Origin of the sequence: Salinisphaera japonica YTM-1, from assembly GCF_003788585.1 — a bacterium.
GTDB classification, from domain to species: domain Bacteria; phylum Pseudomonadota; class Gammaproteobacteria; order Nevskiales; family Salinisphaeraceae; genus Salinisphaera; species Salinisphaera japonica.
In genome coordinates this window covers 19,168-36,831 of the sequence record NZ_AYKG01000001.1, presented here as the reverse complement: position 1 = coordinate 36,831, position 17,664 = coordinate 19,168, and the positions used below count along the sequence as shown (strand labels likewise).

Genomic DNA, 17,664 nt, shown 5'->3' with positions numbered 1-17,664 from the left:
GCCGATGTAATGGCCGCCGACGAACACGATCACTCGTTTTCATCAGCGGCCATCGGCGTACATCGGCGGATTGTTCCTAGGTCAGCTTCAATCAGCCCTTGGACGCGCGCTTGCGATCGGTTTCGGTCAGATAGCGCTTGCGCACGCGGATGGTGCCGGGCGTGACTTCGACCAGTTCGTCGTCGTTGATGAATTCCAGCGCCTGTTCCAGCGTCATGCGGATCGGCGGGACGAGCTGGATGTTCTCGTCGGTGCCGGCCGCGCGCACGTTGGTCAGCTGCTTGGCTTTCTGTACGTTGACGGTCAGATCGTTCTCGCGCGAGTGGATACCCACGACCATGCCTTCGTAGATCTCGTCGTTGGGCGCGATCATCATCTTGCCGCGATCCTGCAGGTTGAAGATCGCAAAGCCCACGGCCTTGCCGTTGGCGTTGGCGATCAGCACGCCTTTCTGGCGCTGGCCGATATCGGTGCCGCCAATCTTGCCGTAGTGATCGAACACGTGGGTGACGATGCCCGTGCCCGAGGTCAGGCTCATGAACTCGGTCTGGAAGCCGATCAGGCCACGCGAGGGGATCACGAACTCGAGCCGCGTACGGCCCTTGCCGTCCGGCACCATGTTCTGCAGCTGGCCACGACGCTGTTGCAGGTTGTCGATCACCGAGCCCTGGTCGTCGTCCTGGATATCGCACATCAGCAGTTCGTAGGGCTCCTGAAGCTCGCCGTCGACCTCACGGGTCACGACTTCCGGGCGCGAAACCGACAGCTCGTAGCCTTCACGGCGCATGGTTTCCAGCAGTACCGACAGATGCAGCAGGCCACGCCCGGACACCTTGAACTTGTCGGCGTCGCCGCCGGCTTCCACGCGCAGCGCCACGTTGGACTTCAGCTCGCGGTTCAGACGCTCACGGATCTGGCGCGAGGTCAGGTAATCGCCTTCCTTGCCGGCCATGGGCGACTTGTTGACCTCGAACGTCATGCTCATGGTCGGCTCGTCGACCGTCAGGCGGGGCAGGCCTTCCGGCTGGGCCGGGTCGCAAAGCGTATCGGAGATGTCCAGATCGTTCATGCCCGTCAGGGCCACGATATCACCGGCCTGGGCCGACTCGACCTCGACGCGGTTCAAGCCCAGAAACCCGAACACGCCGGCGATCTTGGCGTTTCGTTTGTCGCCCTCGCGGTCGACGATGCTGATCTGCATGCCGGGCTTGACCGTGCCGCGGGCGATACGGCCGATGCCGATCTGGCCAACGAAGGAGTTGTAGTCCAACGTGGTGATCTGCATCTGGAAAGCGCCTTCCAGGTTCACCGGCGGCGGGGCGACACGCTCGGTGATGGTGCGGAACAGGGGCAACATGTCGCCCTCGCGCACGCTTTCATCCATGCCGGCATAGCCGCCGAGCGCCGAGGCATAGACCACCGGGAAATCCAGCTGCTCGTCGCTGGCGCCCAGGGAATCAAACAGATCGAAGGTTTCGTTCAATACCCAGTCGGGGCGCGCGCCGTCACGGTCGATCTTGTTGATGACCACGATGGGCTTCAAACCCAGCTCGAAGGCTTTTTCGGTCACGAAACGCGTCTGCGGCATCGGCCCGTCGACCGCATCGACCAGCAGCAGCACCGAGTCCACCATCGACAGCACGCGCTCCACCTCACCACCGAAATCGGCGTGACCGGGCGTATCCACGATGTTGATGTGATAGACCTTGTCCTCGTCCGGATCACGCCATTCGATGGCGGTGTTCTTCGAGGTGATCGTGATGCCACGCTCTTTTTCCAGATCGTTCGAATCCATGATCCGGTCGGCCACGTCGTCGCGCGCGTCAAAAGTGCCCGACTGGCGTAGCAGACAGTCGACAAGCGTCGTCTTGCCGTGGTCAACGTGGGCGATGATCGCGATATTGCGAAGATTTTCGATCATGTAATGGGCCGAGGCGTTTGCGAAAACGCGGCATTATCAGGCATTGCGACGCCCGCGGCTAGCCGAAAGTCGTAAATCGTGCAAACGCGTTTTATGATTGCGCGCGCAACCCCTGTCTGCCAAAGGCCGCGCCATCATGAGCGATGTGTCTTCCCGGGGCCCGCGTTATCTCGAACGTGGCTCCGGCGAGTATAAAAAAGCCAATCTTGCGCTGTTTGCCGCCGGGTTCGCGACGTTCTCGTCGATGTATTCGGTACAGCCGCTCATGCCGCTGTTCTCGGATGCCTTCGGTGTATCGGCGGCGGTGTCCAGCCTGTCGCTTTCGGTGACGACCGGGGTGCTGGCCTTCACGCTGTTCGCGGCCGGCCTGATGTCCGGTGCCATCGATCGCAAGAAGATCATGATGGGCTCGTTGATTGCCTCGGCGCTGCTGTCGCTGGTGGCGGCCGCCGCACCGGGCTGGAACAGCCTGCTGGTGGCCCGTGCGCTGGAGGGTTTCGCCCTGGGCGGCGTGCCGGCACTGGCCATCGCGTATCTCTCCGAAGAGATCAAGCCCGCCGATCTGGGCACCGCCACGGGGCTGTATATCGCGGGCACGGCCATCGGGGGCATGGGTGGGCGCGTGATCGCCGGTTTCGTCGCCGATATCGCCGGTTGGCGGGTTGCCATGGCGACCCTGGGGGCGATCGGACTTGTCGCCGCGGTGGTATTCATTGTGCTGTTGCCCAACTCGCGCAATTTCATCGCTCAAAAAGGGCTGTCGATTCGCGAACACGCCGGGCCGGTGGCCGCGCATGTGCGCCACCGCGCGCTGCCATGGGTGTTTTTCTGTGGCTTCACCTTCATGGGCGCGTTTGTTTCGGTCTATAACTATATTGCCTATCGGTTGGCCGAGCCGCCGTTTTCACTCGGCCAGGGCGCGATCGGGGCCGTGTTCACGATCTATATATTCGGCGTGTTCACCTCGGCCATGGCCGGGCGGGTGGCCGATCGCGCGGGCCGGCCGCCGGTGTTGCTGGCCGGCGTGCTGTTGATGGGCGTGGGGCTCGCCGTGATGTGGCCGGATTCGATCATGGCCGTGGTCATTGGCATCGGGCTTTTGACGATCGGCTTCTTTGCCGGGCACTCCACGGCCAGCGGCTGGGTCGGCCTGCTGGCCGAGCACGGCAAGGGCCATGCCGCCGGGCTCTATCTGCTGGGCTACTACCTGGGTTCCAGCCTGATCGGGGCACTGGGCGGCCTGTTCTGGGCGCATTCGGCCTGGGCCGGGGTTACGGCGATGGTCGCCGTGGTGTTGGTGGCCGCACTGGCCGCCACCCTTCGCCTGGCCGGGTGGCAGCGCCGTGTCGATGCCGGTTAGCCGAACAGGATCCGGGTGAGCAGGAACACGTTGAGGGCGATGATCAATGTCGCAACCGCCCAGGCCAGCCAGGTGGTGATCCGCCGGTTGACCAACGACCCCATCAACGTCGGGTCGGAGCAGAAGATCAGCAGCGGGATCAGCGCGAACGGAATACCGAAGGACAGCACGACCTGGCTCATGACCAGGGCGGTGGTGGGATCCACGCCCAGCGCCAGCACGCCGAGCGCCGGGGCCATGGTGATCAGCCGCCGCAGGACAAGCGGAATCTGGCGGTCGATATAGCCCGACATGATGATCTGGCCGCTCATGGTGCCCACCGACGAGCTTGAAAAACCGCTGGCCAGAAGCCCCACACCGAAGAGAATCGCGGCCAGCGAGCCCGCCTCGGTGTTCAAATGGGCGAAGGCGCCCTCGAGCGTCGAGATCACCGCGGTGGAATCGAAGAACAGGCCAGCGGCCATCACCAGCATGGCACCGTTGATCACGCCGGCGATGGTCATGGCGATGAGAATATCGGCCATTTCGAAATGAAAGATCTTGCGACGCTCGGCCTCATTACGCCCGACCACGCGCCGCTGCATGAGCGCCGAATGCAGATAGATCACGTGGGGCATGACGGTGGCCCCTAGGATACCGGCGGCCAGCAGCAGGCTGTCGGCGCCGTCCAGCGTGGGCACGAACAGCCCGTGGAGCAGCTGGCTGCCATCTGGATCGGCGATATAGACCTCGTAAGCGAACGAGACCACGACCACCCCCACCAGTACGCCGATACCGGCTTCCAGCCAACGAAAGCCGCGGCGCTGCAGTTCCAGCAATACGAACGAGGCAATGCCCGTGATCACAGCGGCGGGAAACAGCGGAATGCCGAACAACAGATACAAGCCCAGCGCACCGCCGATGAACTCGGCCAGGTCGGTGGCGATCGCGATGAACTCGGCCTGTAGCCAAAGCCCGATGGTCACCGGCTTTGCAAAACGCTCACGCGAGACTTCCGGCAGGTTCTTGCCCGTGGCGATACCCAGCTTGGCTGACATGGACTGGATGAGCACGGCCATGATGTTGGAGACCAGCACCACCCAGAGCAATGTATAGCCATAGGTCGACCCGGCCTGGATATTGGTCGCGAAGTTGCCCGGATCGATATAGGCCACGGCGGCGATGAACGCCGGCCCCAGAAACGGCAAGAAACGCTTCAATCCTTTCTGTCGGCCATCCAGAGCCGCCGCGGCGGCGCGCTGTGTTGCGTTCTCGCCGGGCAGAAAATCCGAGTTGGAAGAGGCATCGCTCATGAGGCAACCGCTTGGAAAAGAAATAAACGCAAAATAACCATCGACAACAAATGTTAGCCGAGGCTTAGATTAAGCGCGCCGCGTGTCATCTTGCAAGGTGTGCGTCACGTATGACGCGGTCAACGATCGTTATAATCGGGCGTAATGAACGATAAACCCCATCAAAAGACGCACGGCGTGATCGCGGGGCCGATCCTGCGTCGCGTATCGCCGACGCGGATCGGTCTATGGCTGGTCACCGAGGCCGATGTCGCGATCGAGCTGTGTTTGTATACCGACGACAAGGCCGGCGCCTCGAACGCGCCCGTGTCGGCCCGTCTGGACACGATGGCGTTTCGCCAGAGTTTTCCCGTGGGCGACCGGGCGATCATCCAGATGATCGATATCGATCTGGCCGCGGCCGGAATCGCCGATCTGCCCCTGGACACGCCGATCGGCTATGACCTGCGGGTCGGCGCCGAGCATCGGTCGCTGGTGGCGGCCGAGCCGGGGCTGGCCTATCCGGGTGAGGCGCGGCCGTGTTTCATCATTCGCTCGCGCCTGGCCCATGTGTTGCACGGCTCTTGTCGTCGTCCGCACCACGCCTCGCGGGACGGCATGGCAGCCGCCGATGCCTGGGCGGCCGCGCGGCGCGACACGAGCGCCGACTGGCCGGATCTGCTCTTGCTGACCGGCGACCAGATTTATGCCGACGACGTGGCCACGCCACTGTTACGTGCTATCCACGCCGCGATCGCGCACTACGGCCTCTATGGGGAAACGCTTGAAGGGGCCACCGTGCCCGATAGTGCCGCGCTCTATGCCAGCGACGACACCTATGGCCGACGCGACGCCCTGTTGCCCCATGAAAAAGACAACCACGCGCTACGCGAGCGGTTCTTCGGCGGTACCGACAAGCCGGTTTTCACCTCGGCCTCCTCGGGCAATCACCTGATCACGTTGGCCGAAGTGATCGCCATGTATCTGCTGACCTGGTCGGACGTGCCCTGGCGACACATCACTTATACCCGCCCGCCGCTGGATGATGAACAGGCCGAGCGCTGGGCGGCCGAAGCCCCTCTGATTGACGCGTTCGTGGCCGAACTGGGCCCGGCACGACGGCTGTTGGCCAACGTGCCCACCGCGATGATCTTCGACGATCATGACATTACCGACGACTGGAATCTGACCGGCGACTGGGAGGATGCCGCCTACGGGCATCCGTTTTCCCGGCGCATCATCGGCAACGCATTGATCGGCTATACGCTGTGCCAGGGATGGATGAACACACCGGCTCGATTCGCCGAAACGCTCGGCCAGCCCCTGCAGGCGTATTGCTATAACCCCGATGCGACAACACAGGATCAGGCGATCGATGCGTTGCTGGCATTCGATCAGTGGCACTTTACGCTGGACACTGAACCCGCCGTGGTCGTTCTGGATACCCGCATGCACCGCTGGCGACGTACGCAAAAGACCCACCGGCCATCGGGGCTGATGGACTGGGAAACACTGATCGATATGCAGAACGTGCTGACCGGGCGCGAGAGCGCGATCATCGTCTCGGCGGCCCCGGTGTTCGGCGTCAAACTGATCGAGAACATCCAGAAGATCTTCACGTTCTTCGGCAAGCCCTTGATGGTGGACGCTGAAAACTGGATGGCCCATCGCGGCGCGGCCGTGGCGATGCTGCAGATCCTGTCGCATCGGCGCACGCCGGAAAACTTCACTATTCTGTCGGGTGACGTGCATTACTCGTTTGTCTATGACGTGGTGCTGCGTCATATGCCCACGCGTCAGCGGATCTGGCAGATCGTGTCGTCCGGGGTGAAAAACGAATTCCCGGCCACGCTTCTGGCCTGGTTCGATCGACTCAATCGCTGGCTGTACGCGCCGTATTCGCCGCTGAACGTATTCACCAAGCGGCGACGCCTGCGGGTCTCGCCGCGCCGGCCGATGGGTCGCGGCGACACCGGTCGTCTACTCAACCAATCCGGCATGGGCTATGTGAACTTCGATGCCCGTGGCCGGCCGACAACGATCGTTCAGATCGGCGCCGACGGACATGACGTACGCTTTGAGCGCACCGACGACGTCGAAACATGATTTCCAACCGACAGGAGATGGTATGTCCTCAAAACACGTAGCACGCGCGCTCGTGCTGCTTGGCGCCTGTTACAGCGCGAGCGTATGGGCTGCTCCGCTGACCAGTGCCGATGAAAACGGCGACGGTGCGATCAGCCGGCAAGAGGCGATGGATGCCCAGAACGCCTCGTTCGAGCGCCTGGACGATAACGGCAACGGCAAGCTCAGCCGCGACGAATTCGATGCCGGCCAACCCGGTGCGCCCGAAGACGCCAGCCAGGCCGATATCGCCCGTCGCAAGCAGGTGGTGAGCCGTTGGTTCGACCAGATCGACCGGGACGGCGATGCCAGCATCACGCCCCCGGAATACCGGGATGCGGTCTCGCCGTATTTCGACCGCCTGGATGCCAACCACGACGGTAAGATCTCGCAGCAGGAACTGCGCAAGAGTTTTCAGGAAGTCGACGAAGCACAGGCAGAGCTCGGCGGTTAAGCCGCTAGGGCGCCGATGCGTGTGAGCGCATCGGCGCGCTCGGTTCACTCGGTCGGTTTTTCGGCGTGCAGCGCCGTGCGGATATACGAAGCCGCCTGTTGCAAGGCCTTGTCGGCCTGGCGGACACCGCCGGCGAGATTCAGATAGCCATGAATCAAGCCCGGCTCACGTTCCATCGTGACCGCAACGCCGGCGTCTTGCAGCGCTTTGGCATAGGCCTCGCCCTCATCGCGCAGCGGATCGAAGCCGCCGGTCTGTATCAACGCCGGCGCCACGCCGGCCAGATCACCGTAGAGCGGCGAGATGGCCGGATCCTTCTTGTCCACGCCGGCGGGCACATAATGGCCCTCGAACCAGTTCATGGAGGCTTTTTCGAGGAAATAACCTTCGGCGAACATATCCTTCGACGGATGGTCGACCTCGAAATCGACGACCGGATAGAACAGCGCCTGATAGCAGGGCGCATGCACGTCGTTCTTGGTCTGCTGGGCGACGACGGCGGCCAGATTACCGCCGGCGCTGTCGCCCGCCACCGCCAGGCGATCGGCATCCAGGCCGAGGGCTTCGGCCTGGTCGACGACGGTGCGGAATGCAGCCACGGCATCCTGAGAGGCGGCCGGCGCGGGGGACTCCGGGGCCAGACGATAATCAACGGCCACCACGCCACAACAGGCATGATGAGCCAGCGCACGACACACGGCGTCGTGGGATTCCAGATCGCCGACCACGAAACCGCCGCCGTGCAGGAACACGATGGCCGGCAGGTGCCGGTTGGCATCATCCGGCCGATAGAAGCGGGCACCGATAGCCGGCAGGCCATCGCCGGCCAGCGATAGCTCTCGCACCTCGATATCGGCCGGCACTCGCGGGCCCAGCGTGCCGGATTGTTCGGTCATGACGCGACGCGCGGTGTCCACTTCGCCACCGCCCAGGGCCACGCCGCGGGTTTTCATGATCTTGAGCAGCATCTGACACTGAAGATCCAGCGTCTGACCGTCTTTTTCGATCGGCGGGCCGGCCAGCGGGCGCAGCAGGCTTTCCGGCAGGCCAAGCAGTGCCCGGGCCCCCAGGCTTTCCAGGCGTTGTTGAAATCCACTCATCGTCTTGCTCCCCCTTATATGACGCGCGGGCCGTGGTTATGCGCGAAAGCCCGTTTCCAGAATGAAATAATCGATGTCGAGATCGGCCAGCGGCTGACGTAGTTTGTCGAGTTCGGCGGCCGGGCCGTGCATCTCCATGCGGGTGACCGTCGCAATCTCCTGGGCCTTGGCGAACAGCGTGCCGACGTTATCCAGATGGGCCAGAAACGCATCCGCGTTGGCATAGCCTTCGCGACACATCGCCTGATCGCCCTTGAAACAGAAGCCGTAATACAGACAACCCGCTTCCTGGCGCGTGGTGGCCACGAACTCTTCGACCAGCGCCTCGAAAGCCGCACGGTTGGCAGATGGAATATCGAAATAAGGCGCGAACGAGACGCCGCTATCGGTGGGTGCGTCCATGTCGGTAATCCTGAATAAAACAGAAACTTGATCCTACCGCAGACAACCGGGCTCAGTCGTTTTTACGCTCGGCCGCCAATACCTTGTCGCCGTCACGAACGTGATCGAGCAGCCAGGCCTCCATCGGCGAGTCCTTGGTCAGCACCGAGATATCGCCGGTGCTTTCCATGATCACCGCACGCACCTGGTCACGATGCGTCACCCCCGCCTGGCGCAGCTTGCCCCGGATATCGTCGACGGTGACCCGCGCGCTGTTGAGATTTTCGGCCAGCAGTTCAGGGCCGGCCATCAGAACCATCGGCTCATTGCCTACAAGCCGCTCAATGCGATAACTCTTGCGCCGGGCGAACGCAGTCGCGCTCTGGACGAGAAACAGCGTTACCAGTCCCGCCACACCGGTAATCAGGGCCGGGCTTTTGGCCAGCAGCGTCGAGGCCATGATCGAGCCGAAGGCCACGGTGATCGCGAAATCGAAGCTCGACATCTTGGAAAAACTGCGCAGCCCGGCCAGTCTCGTACACACCAGCAGCGCGATATAGATACCCAGTGCGGATACGAGCATGTCGACGAGGTTGCTGGGGTTGGCCGTCAGCCAGGAGATATCGATCATCAAAGCGCTCGCGAGAAAGAAGCCCTCATCATGCCCTAAGCCGTGCGCCAGCGATCAATCCTCGTTCGGGCCGGCCCATCGATAGCGCGCCAGTTCGATACGCCCGCCCATGAACACCACACCTTCTTCTTCCAGCCGGCGGCGCTGGGTCAGCCAGGCCGTGCTGCCCGCCGCCACGGAGAGCCGGCCCTGGGCATTGATCACTCGATGCCAGGGCAGGCCGGGCGGGCAACGATGCATGGCATAGCCGGCTTGCCGCGCGGCCCGCGGGCGGCCGGCATAGGCAGCCAGGTCCCCGTAGGTGGCCACGTTCCCCGAGGGAATACGAGCAACCAGCGCATGCACGCGTTCAGCAAAACGCTCCCCACTCATAGCCAATCAGCCGGTGCGAAGAGGTGGCGCATCGCGTTGTCAGCAACGGCGGAGATCATCAGACTCATGTCTTTGTAGTTTGTGGTATCGAGAGTTTCATGAAGCATATTCGAATGCCCGGCGGCGACGAAGTGGCTTGTGTAGGCCAGGGCACGTGGCATATGGGCGATGCACCCGCGCACAAGGATCAGGAGATCGCAGCCCTGCGTGAGGGGATCGATCGCGGTATGACGCTTATCGACACGGCCGAAATGTATGGCCAGGGCCGGGCCGAGTCGCTTGTGGGCGAGGCGATCGCCGGGCGCCGCGATGAAGTCTATCTGGTGAGCAAGGTCTTGCCGTCCAACGCCGGGTTCGAGGCCACAATCGCAGCCTGCGAGGCCAGCCTGAAACGTCTGGGCACCGACTGGATCGATCTGTATCTATTGCATTGGCCGGGCGCCACGCCGTTTGAACAGACCATTGCAGCATTCGAGCGCCTCATGGCCCAGGGCAAGATCCGTCAATACGGCGTGAGCAATCTCGATACCGCTGATTGCCGGGCCTTCACGGCGGCCGGCGGGCGTGCCATGCAAGTCAATCAAGTGCTCTATAACCTGGATCAGCGCGGCATCGAGTGGGATCTATTGGACTGGATGGCCGAAAACCAACGCGTGACGATGGCCTATTCACCCTTCGACGGCGGGGCGTTGTTGGCTAACGACGCCTTGGCGCGTTTTGCCCGCGCGCGCGACATGACGAGCGCCCAGGTCTGTCTGGCCTGGTTACTGGCGCATGATCACGTGCTGCCGATTCCGAAATCGGCAACGCCCGAGCGGGTGGCCGAGAACGCCGAGAGTGCACATTGGCAGCTGGACGCCGAGGACCTGGCTGAACTCGATGATCTGTTCGCCCCGCCCAGCGGGCCGGAGCCGTTGCAGATCTATTAAAAGACCACAGCGCCATCAATGAAAATCTCGCGAGCGTGTCTGTAGTGTGCCCAGGCGCGCGGTCTCGTCAACGATTTCATGGGCCAGGCAATGCGTGACCGCACCGGCGCGCTGCATTACGCCTACGACGCGTAGCAGGCGCGCCGACAGTACGGCCACGCGGAATTGTGCCAGCACGTCCCGGCGCACGATGACGTTGACCGTGGCCGTTTCGTCCTCGAGCGTGACGAACGTCACGCCCTTGGCGCTGCCCGGGCGTTGGCGCATGGTCACAATACCGGCCACGTGGGCCGTGGCCTCGTGATTCAAGCGTTTGAACGCCGCGCCCGACATCACGCCAAGACGCGCAAGCTCGGCGCGCATGAGGGCGACCGGATGGCGTCTGAGTGTAAGCCCCGTGCTGTTGTAGTCGGCGGTGATATCTGCGCCCTCGGCCGGGGCTGGCAGGGCGACATCGTCCTCGACGGGTTGTATATCGGCAAACAGATCGTTGTGTACCGCGGCCGCTGCGATCTGCCATTGGGCCCGATGACGATCGCCGGCCAGGCCGGCTAGCGCATCGGCCCGGGCCAGCGCATCGCGTGCCCGCTTATCCAGAGCGCCGCGTGTAACCAGATCAGCAATATCGACAAACCCACGCTCGCGGCGCGCAGCCACAATCCGCGTGGCCGCCGCCTCGGATAGGCCCTTGACCCGGTCTAACCCCAGCCGTAACGCCGCACGTCTGTCAGGATGGGCCGCTTCGCCCGGACGGGATTCCAGGCGTGACTCAACCTCAGAATAGCGCACGTCGGCCGCCCGCACGGCCACCCCGTGGGCCCGGGCATCCGCCACGATCTGGGCCGGCGCATAGAAACCCATGGGCTGGCTGTTGAGCAGGGCCGCAGCAAAAGCGGCCGGGTAATGACATTTCAGATAGGCCGAGACATAGACCAGCAGTGCAAAACTTACGGCATGCGACTCGGGGAAACCGTAGCTACCAAAGCCCTTGATCTGCTCGAAGATGCGATCAGCAAAGCTCTCGTCGTAGCCGTTGGCGCGCATGCCGGATTTTAGCCGCTCGCGCCAGGGCTCCAGGCCGCCGTCTTTCTTCCAGGCGGCCATCGATTTACGCAAGCCGTTGGCCTCGTCGCCAGTGAAATCGGCGGCCACCATCGCGATCTTCATCACCTGTTCCTGGAAGATCGGCACGCCGAGCGTGCGGGCCAACACCCCGCGCAGCGCCTCGCTGGGATAGCTCACCTGGGCCGGATTTTCACGCGCCTTGAGATAGGGGTGCACCATGCCGCCCTGAATCGGGCCGGGGCGCACGATAGCCACCTCGACCACCAGATCGAAAAACCGTGCGGGTTTCAGGCGCGGCAGCATGGTCATCTGGGCCCGGGATTCGATCTGGAACACGCCGATCGTGTCGGCAGCCTGAATCATGGCGTAAGTCGCACTGTCCTTGGCCGGTATACCGGCCATGCTGAGCAGGCGTCCGGTATGCCCGGCGATGAGATCGAAACAGCGCCGAATACAAGAGAGCATGCCCAGCGCCAGCACGTCGATCTTCATCAGCCCCACGGCTTCGAGATCGTCCTTGTCCCACTGGATGATCGTGCGATCGGGCATGGCCGCGTTTTCGACCGGCACCAGCTCTTCCAGCGGGCGCTGGCTGAGCACGAACCCGCCAACGTGCTGGGATAAATGCCGCGGAAACCCCATCAAGGTGTCCACGAGCCCCAACATGCGATGCAGCAGGCGCGCATCCAGACGCACGCCGCGCTCGGCCAACTGCTCAGCGATGGTGCCGTCATCCGCCCGGCGTGAAAGCTCACCGGCGACGACATCGATCTGATCGGCCGACAGGCCCAGCGCCCGGCCCACATCACGCATGGCACTACGCGGGCGATACCGGATCACCGTGGCCGCAAGGGCTGCCCGACCACGCCCGTACTTGGCATAGATGTACTGGATGATCTCTTCACGCCGGGAGTGCTCGAAATCGACGTCGATATCCGGCGGCTCGTTGCGCGACTCGGAAATGAAGCGCTCGAACAGCAGCTCGTGCCGGCCCGGATCGACCTCAGTGATGCCCAGGCAATAACAGACCACGGAATTGGCCGACGAACCGCGGCCCTGACACAGAATGCCCCGGGCCCGGGCTTCACGAACGATATCGTGCACGGTCAGAAAATAATGCGGGTAGCCCATGGCATCGATGAGCGCCAGCTCTTTCTCGATCTGTTCGCGCACCTTGGCCAAAACCCCATTGGACCAACGCTTTATAGCGCCTTTTTCAACCAGTTTACGAAGATGCGAGGCCGATGTGTGCCCGGCCGGCACCAGCTCGGCCGGATAGTCGTATTCGATCTCGCGCAGATCGAATACGCAGTCATCGGCGATCCGACAACTCGCCGCACGCATCTTGGCCGGGTAGAGCAAGGCCAGGTCGGCACGCGGGCGCAGATAACGCTCGCCGTTGGGGGCCAGCGCCGTGCCGGCCGCCGCCACCGTGGTGTGTCGTCGAAGTGCCGTGAACACGTTCTGCAGCACCAGGCGCGAGCGACAATGCATGTGCACATCACCCACGGCCACAATAGGCACGCCGTAGTGACGACGCAGCTTTGACAGGCGTTCCACGTGAAGAGCATCCAACGGGCCGCGATGCAAAGCCAGTGCCAGCCGCACCGATCGCGGGTAGCGACATACCAGATCGGCCAGCAGCGCATGCAGCGCCGGCGGCGGGGCCTGTGCATAGGCCGGCAGCACCAGCAGCCAACAACACGACAGATCGTGGCCCGCCAGATCGGCCAACGACAGTCGATAACCGCCTTTATCGCTGGCCCGGCGGGCCGCCGTGATCAAGCGACACAGCTGGGTATAACCCTCGCGATTTCGTGCGAGCGCGATGAGCGTGACGTCTTCTTGCAACGTAAAGCGGCTGCCCAGAATCAGCTTCATGTGGTGTTTTTCGGCGGCCATCCAGGCGCGTACCGCACCGGCCAGACTGCATTCGTCGGTCAATGCCAGTGCCCGATAGCCGAGTGCGGCCGCTTGGGTGATCAGCTCCTCGGGATGAGAGGCACCGCGATGAAAAGAAAAATTACTGACACAACAAAGCTCTGCGTAATCATCTTCATGTATTGGATCAGAATATTCCATGACTAGCCGAACAAGCCGTGCACGTAGTAATCGGGCGCATCGGCGCTGGCGACACCCAAATCACGAAAGATCCAGAGCAGGCGCCCCGTGTCATCCAGCACGCGGTAATAATCTCGACGCTGGCCGCCGTCCCACCAACCGCTTTCGATACGCTCCGGGCCGCTGATCCAACGAAAACACCGGGCCTCGTCTGCGCCAACGCGTTCGGGCACATCGAGCAACCAGATCGGGCGCGGCGCCGATGTCTGGTCTGTCGCGATCCGGTCTGCGGCCTCGGCATCAGCCGGCCGGTCGGCATGATAAGAACCGCGGTCCGGGCGATGATCGGCCCGTGCATGGATCCAGCCCACGGCCTCATGCCCAAGCCGTGCGCGTATGCGATCGAGCACACCCGGCCAGGCTGCCTCAGAGGATTCGGCCTGCATCGCCCAGAGCCGACGTTGATCGTGTGCCGAGCGCCGCAGGCGGTCACTGGTTAGTCCGATGGCCAATACCGGGGCCGTGAGCGAGACTTGCGACAGGCGCTCGTGGGCGACACGTTCGAGATGCCGGGCATCGTGAGACGGCGCCGACAGCTTGAGCACAAGCTTTGTTGTCTGCTCGTCTTCGTGAATAAGCGTCAAACGCAGGGTCTGAATCGCGCTGTCTGCGCCGCTCAGAAAGACAGCCACTTCCTCGAAGACACGGCGCAGGACGAAAACCAAACCCTGGGTATTGTCGATTGCGCCGAACAGCTCATGGCGCGTGTCATAACGCGGCGGCAGGTCATACAACGACAATCCGTGCGGGCGCTGTCCCTGTAGCCGCTCCAACGCATCGAGCACGCTCCGACCGAAACGCCGTGCCAAGGCAGCCGGCGGCAAGGCCAGTAGGGCATCGGTATGCGTGATACCGCTCGCGGCCAGCGTCTGTTCGGCCTCGTTGGCCAGACACAGGCAATGAATCGGCAGGTCGCCCAATACGCCATCTTGTCGAATGGCCGGCTCGGCGCGTGCAAACGCCAGTGCGGCTTGTGGGCTCGTGCCCAGGCCTGCCTGGTAGCGATAAGCAAACCCGGACAGGTCTTGTTCGATCGATGACAACAGCCGCTGGCGCCCGTGAAAGAGCTTCAAACTGGCGCCGATCTCCAGCACCAAGCGGCTGCACTCGATGTGGTCATCAGCGATCGCCCAGTGCACCTCGTTGCTATACCCCCAGGCCCAGCCGGCCAGCCGGGCCAGGGCCGCCCGCTCGGGGGCGATCCTGCGCTGGAAGACCTCGATATCGGCCCGTCGTAGGCGGGCATCAGCCAAATCCATGCCAAGACGTATGCCTGCAGATAACGCCTCGGGGCAGGCCGCCACGATACGTTGACGCTGTCGTTGCGCGGCGACGACAACCCGCGCATGCGTGGCCTCGTCATCACGTCTTGCATCCAACGGCCAATGAACGAAACGCAGGGCCAACCACATGATCAATCCGGATAGAGAAAGGTCTTGGGTTTTCTGTTTTTGTTTTTTATATTTTTATAACAATAGGTTAAATCAGTTTTATGATGTGGTTTCGAGGCTTTTAATGGCCGTAGTGATACCGGCCGCGACGGCGTGGCCGTGCCAATCGTTGCCTCGTTGTCACTGGGTGCCTGCTGAATTCGTCCGAGACGAAAAGCCTGCTTCGGGCGGGTCTGTTGCCAAGGCCGGTCGCGCCCGAGCGTGAGTCCCCGACTGCGGGCCCCGCCCGGGCCACGGCATTTCAAGACCTCGATACGTTGTTGCCCGGCACGCTGGGTCAGCACCAGACGAAGTGCCGCCGGCGAGCGTTGGCGCGCACAGGGCATATGACGATAGACGAACACCGGACACCCGGCTTTTTCACTGGCCAGCTGCAGCCGGCGCAGATCGGTCATCTCCAGCTGATCCTCCCAGAGCACGAAGCCGACGAAACCGCCGGCGGCGGCCAGTTGTTCGATGCTCCAGATCGCCTCGGCCGGCGTGGTGCATCGCAGCACCGGCATACGCCCGCGATCGATGGTGGCGGCGTCCAGTGCCGGCGCGTTGAGCGCATAGGGCGGGTTGACCAGTACCAGGCGCTGGCTGGGGTTGGCTTGCAGTCGCGGGCCCAGGCCCGCCAATAACAGGCTCAGCTCGCCCATGCCAGAACGCTCGATCAGCCATTCGGTGACGCTGGCCAGCGGATAGCCCTGGCCCGGCAGGATACGATCCAGCGCGGCCAGCCCGGTGGACCAGGTGATCGGGCGCGCAGCCTGACTGGCGCGATGAACACCCAGTCGTTGCCAGTCCGCCTCGATTTTGGCGGTGGTCTGTGGAGAGGAGGTCGTCGCGTCGTCTTTCATGACTGTATTTATATACAGTAAAAAACCGACTGGCCAGCCCTGTCTGGTTGTACGCGGCCAAGCCGCTGACACGACAATATTCTCGATCTGAAGACAGGCGGCCAAACATAGGCACTGCGCGCTATCATGCGCAGATGACGTTATCTGCGACTGCCATCTTCGATGGCCACAACGATCTGTTGCTGCGGCTGGCACAACACGCCCCCGACGAGGCTGTCCGGCTGTTCATCGAAGGCCGCGATGGCGGGCATCTGGATTGGCCGCGGATGCAGGCCGGCGGCTTTGTCGGCGGGCTGTTCGCAGTGTTCATTCCCTCGCCCGAAGCCGATCGACGCGGCTTTCATCGCATCCAGGGCGGTTATGAGGTGCCCGTACCCGCCCAGATGGATCAAAGCCGGGCGCTGCCGCCGGCGCTGGATATGATCGGTTTATTGCATCGTATCGAGCGGGCTTGTCCAGAGCACCTGCGGGTCTGTCGCACGGTGGCCGATATTCGCGCGGCACAACATGTGGGCGCTATTGCGGCCGTGTTGCATCTGGAGGGGGCAGAGCCCGTGGATGCCGATCTGCGGGCTCTGGACGGGTTGTATGCCGCGGGCTTGCGCTCGATCGGCCCGGTCTGGAGCCGGCCGACCGTGTTTGGCCACGGCGTGCCGTTCAAGTTTCCGTCATCGCCGGATACCGGCCCGGGCCTGACGCGGGCCGGCAAGTCGCTGGTCACCGCCTGCAACGATTACGGCATCGTGCTCGATCTATCGCATCTGAATGAAAAAGGCTTCTGGGACACGGCCCGCCTGTCCACGGCCCCACTGGTAGCCAGCCATTCCAATGCCCATGCGCTGTGTCCGCATGCCCGGAATCTCACTGACGAGCAGCTACGTGCCGTCGCCGATTCGGGCGGCATCGTGGGCTTGAATTTCGGCTCTTATTTCCTGCGGCCCGACGGGGCATTGAACGAGGCCACGCCGATCGCGGTGATGCTCGATCATATCGATCACATGATCGGCGTCATGGGCGCCGATCATGTTGGCCTGGGCTCGGATTTCGACGGTATCCACGCCACGCCGGTGGCTGATGCCGCCGATCTCCCGCGTCTGATAGAAGCCATGCAGGCACGCGGGTATGACGATTCACTTATCGCGCGCCTGTCTCAGGACAACTGGCTGCGCGTGCTCGAAGCCACCTGGGGCGAATGAGCGCTATTTGGCAGGTAACGGCTGGCGGCTGCCGTCAGGGTATTCCAGATAGCGTTGGCCGCCGCTGACCGCCGGGCCAAAGGCACCGCTCTGGCCGGCCGCTTCCATGCCGGCGGCGAACTGGGCATACGTGATACCGCCCGGACGCGTGTTTTCTGCCGGCTGTTGAATCGTCGATGTCGTATCGAACGAGTCATAAGCATCAGCGATCGCCGGGTTGGCCGCCAGCTCGTCGCGGCTGAGCAGCGCATCACCGTTACGATCGAGCTGATCGAACAGGGTACGGACCGTGATCGAGCCCTGGTCGGCGGCCTGATCCGGTGCAGCGATTGCCGCTGTCCCTGCAGATAAGACAATCAGGGCCGATAGGCCGAGAGTCATGAACGGATCGCGCATCGCCGACTCCTATAAAAGATGACAGAACACGATGGTGTGATCATGCCAGC

The 17,664-nt window shown here is 62.9% G+C and carries 15 protein-coding genes; 5 read left to right on the top strand and 10 right to left on the bottom strand.

The window, feature by feature from the left end; genetic code table 11:
* Positions 1–91: 91 nt before the first annotated feature.
* Positions 92–1,921: a translational GTPase TypA gene (gene typA, locus SAJA_RS00165; RefSeq protein WP_123656633.1), complete on the bottom strand. Its 1,830-nt coding sequence runs from the start codon at positions 1,919–1,921 to the stop codon at positions 92–94.
* Between the two features lie 136 nt (positions 1,922–2,057).
* On the opposite strand from typA, the gene SAJA_RS00160 reads away from it, so the two are divergent.
* Positions 2,058–3,281 (top strand): MFS transporter, encoded by a 1,224-nt coding sequence (locus SAJA_RS00160; RefSeq protein ID WP_123656632.1) that lies wholly within the window; start codon positions 2,058–2,060, stop codon positions 3,279–3,281.
* Here the strand turns inward: SAJA_RS00160 and SAJA_RS00155 are convergent.
* The gene (locus tag SAJA_RS00155; RefSeq protein ID WP_123656631.1) at positions 3,278–4,573 is read right to left on the bottom strand and encodes an Nramp family divalent metal transporter; all 1,296 of its coding nucleotides are present in this window, start codon (positions 4,571–4,573) and stop codon (positions 3,278–3,280) included. The two genes, SAJA_RS00160 and SAJA_RS00155, sit on opposite strands and share 4 nt — an antisense overlap.
* 144 nt (positions 4,574–4,717) lie before the next feature.
* Here SAJA_RS00155 and SAJA_RS00150 point away from each other — a divergent pair, with 144 nt between their 5' ends.
* Both SAJA_RS00150 and SAJA_RS00145 read left to right on the top strand, forming a co-directional pair.
* On the top strand, positions 4,718–6,658 hold the full coding sequence (locus tag SAJA_RS00150; RefSeq protein ID WP_123656630.1) for a metallophosphoesterase family protein: 1,941 nt from the start codon (positions 4,718–4,720) through the stop codon (positions 6,656–6,658).
* A gap of 22 nt (positions 6,659–6,680) precedes the next feature.
* A complete protein-coding gene (locus tag SAJA_RS00145) occupies positions 6,681–7,130 on the top strand; it encodes an EF-hand domain-containing protein (RefSeq protein ID WP_184999674.1) in 450 nt (149 codons plus the stop codon).
* Between the two features lie 44 nt (positions 7,131–7,174).
* Here SAJA_RS00145 and SAJA_RS00140 read toward each other — a convergent pair whose 3' ends face one another.
* Genes SAJA_RS00140 through SAJA_RS00125 form a run of 4 tightly spaced genes read right to left on the bottom strand, consistent with a single transcriptional unit; the run spans position 7,175 to position 9,614 of the window.
* Complete coding sequence (locus SAJA_RS00140; protein ID WP_123656628.1) at positions 7,175–8,230, bottom strand: alpha/beta hydrolase; 1,056 nt, start codon at positions 8,228–8,230, stop codon at positions 7,175–7,177.
* Between the two features lie 36 nt (positions 8,231–8,266).
* A complete protein-coding gene (locus SAJA_RS00135; protein WP_123656627.1) occupies positions 8,267–8,632 on the bottom strand; it encodes a putative quinol monooxygenase in 366 nt (121 codons plus the stop codon).
* Between the two features lie 52 nt (positions 8,633–8,684).
* Entirely contained in the window at positions 8,685–9,242 is a 558-nt protein-coding gene (locus SAJA_RS00130; RefSeq protein ID WP_123656626.1) for a DUF421 domain-containing protein, read from the bottom strand.
* A 54-nt stretch (positions 9,243–9,296) separates the two neighbouring features.
* Complete coding sequence (locus tag SAJA_RS00125) at positions 9,297–9,614, bottom strand: MGMT family protein (protein ID WP_123656625.1); 318 nt, start codon at positions 9,612–9,614, stop codon at positions 9,297–9,299.
* Between the two features lie 98 nt (positions 9,615–9,712).
* Between SAJA_RS00125 and SAJA_RS00120 the strand changes: the two genes are divergently transcribed.
* The gene (locus tag SAJA_RS00120) at positions 9,713–10,543 is read left to right on the top strand and encodes an aldo/keto reductase (protein ID WP_123656624.1); all 831 of its coding nucleotides are present in this window, start codon (positions 9,713–9,715) and stop codon (positions 10,541–10,543) included.
* A 15-nt stretch (positions 10,544–10,558) separates the two neighbouring features.
* Here SAJA_RS00120 and SAJA_RS00115 read toward each other — a convergent pair whose 3' ends face one another.
* The 3 genes from SAJA_RS00115 to SAJA_RS00105 are packed head-to-tail and all read right to left on the bottom strand — an operon-like array spanning position 10,559 to position 16,022.
* Complete coding sequence (locus tag SAJA_RS00115) at positions 10,559–13,690, bottom strand: error-prone DNA polymerase (RefSeq protein WP_123656623.1); 3,132 nt, start codon at positions 13,688–13,690, stop codon at positions 10,559–10,561.
* A gap of 2 nt (positions 13,691–13,692) precedes the next feature.
* On the bottom strand, positions 13,693–15,141 hold the full coding sequence (locus SAJA_RS00110; protein WP_123656622.1) for a Y-family DNA polymerase: 1,449 nt from the start codon (positions 15,139–15,141) through the stop codon (positions 13,693–13,695).
* 2 nt (positions 15,142–15,143) lie between these two features.
* Positions 15,144–16,022 carry a hypothetical protein gene (locus SAJA_RS00105; RefSeq protein ID WP_123656621.1) on the bottom strand — a complete coding sequence of 293 codons (879 nt, stop codon included), beginning with the start codon at positions 16,020–16,022 and terminating at the stop codon, positions 15,144–15,146.
* Between the two features lie 134 nt (positions 16,023–16,156).
* Between SAJA_RS00105 and SAJA_RS00100 the strand changes: the two genes are divergently transcribed.
* A complete protein-coding gene (locus SAJA_RS00100; protein WP_123656620.1) occupies positions 16,157–17,218 on the top strand; it encodes a dipeptidase in 1,062 nt (353 codons plus the stop codon).
* A 3-nt stretch (positions 17,219–17,221) separates the two neighbouring features.
* Here SAJA_RS00100 and SAJA_RS00095 read toward each other — a convergent pair whose 3' ends face one another.
* Entirely contained in the window at positions 17,222–17,614 is a 393-nt protein-coding gene (locus SAJA_RS00095) for an EF-hand domain-containing protein (protein ID WP_123656619.1), read from the bottom strand.
* Between the last annotated feature and the right edge of the window lie 50 nt (positions 17,615–17,664).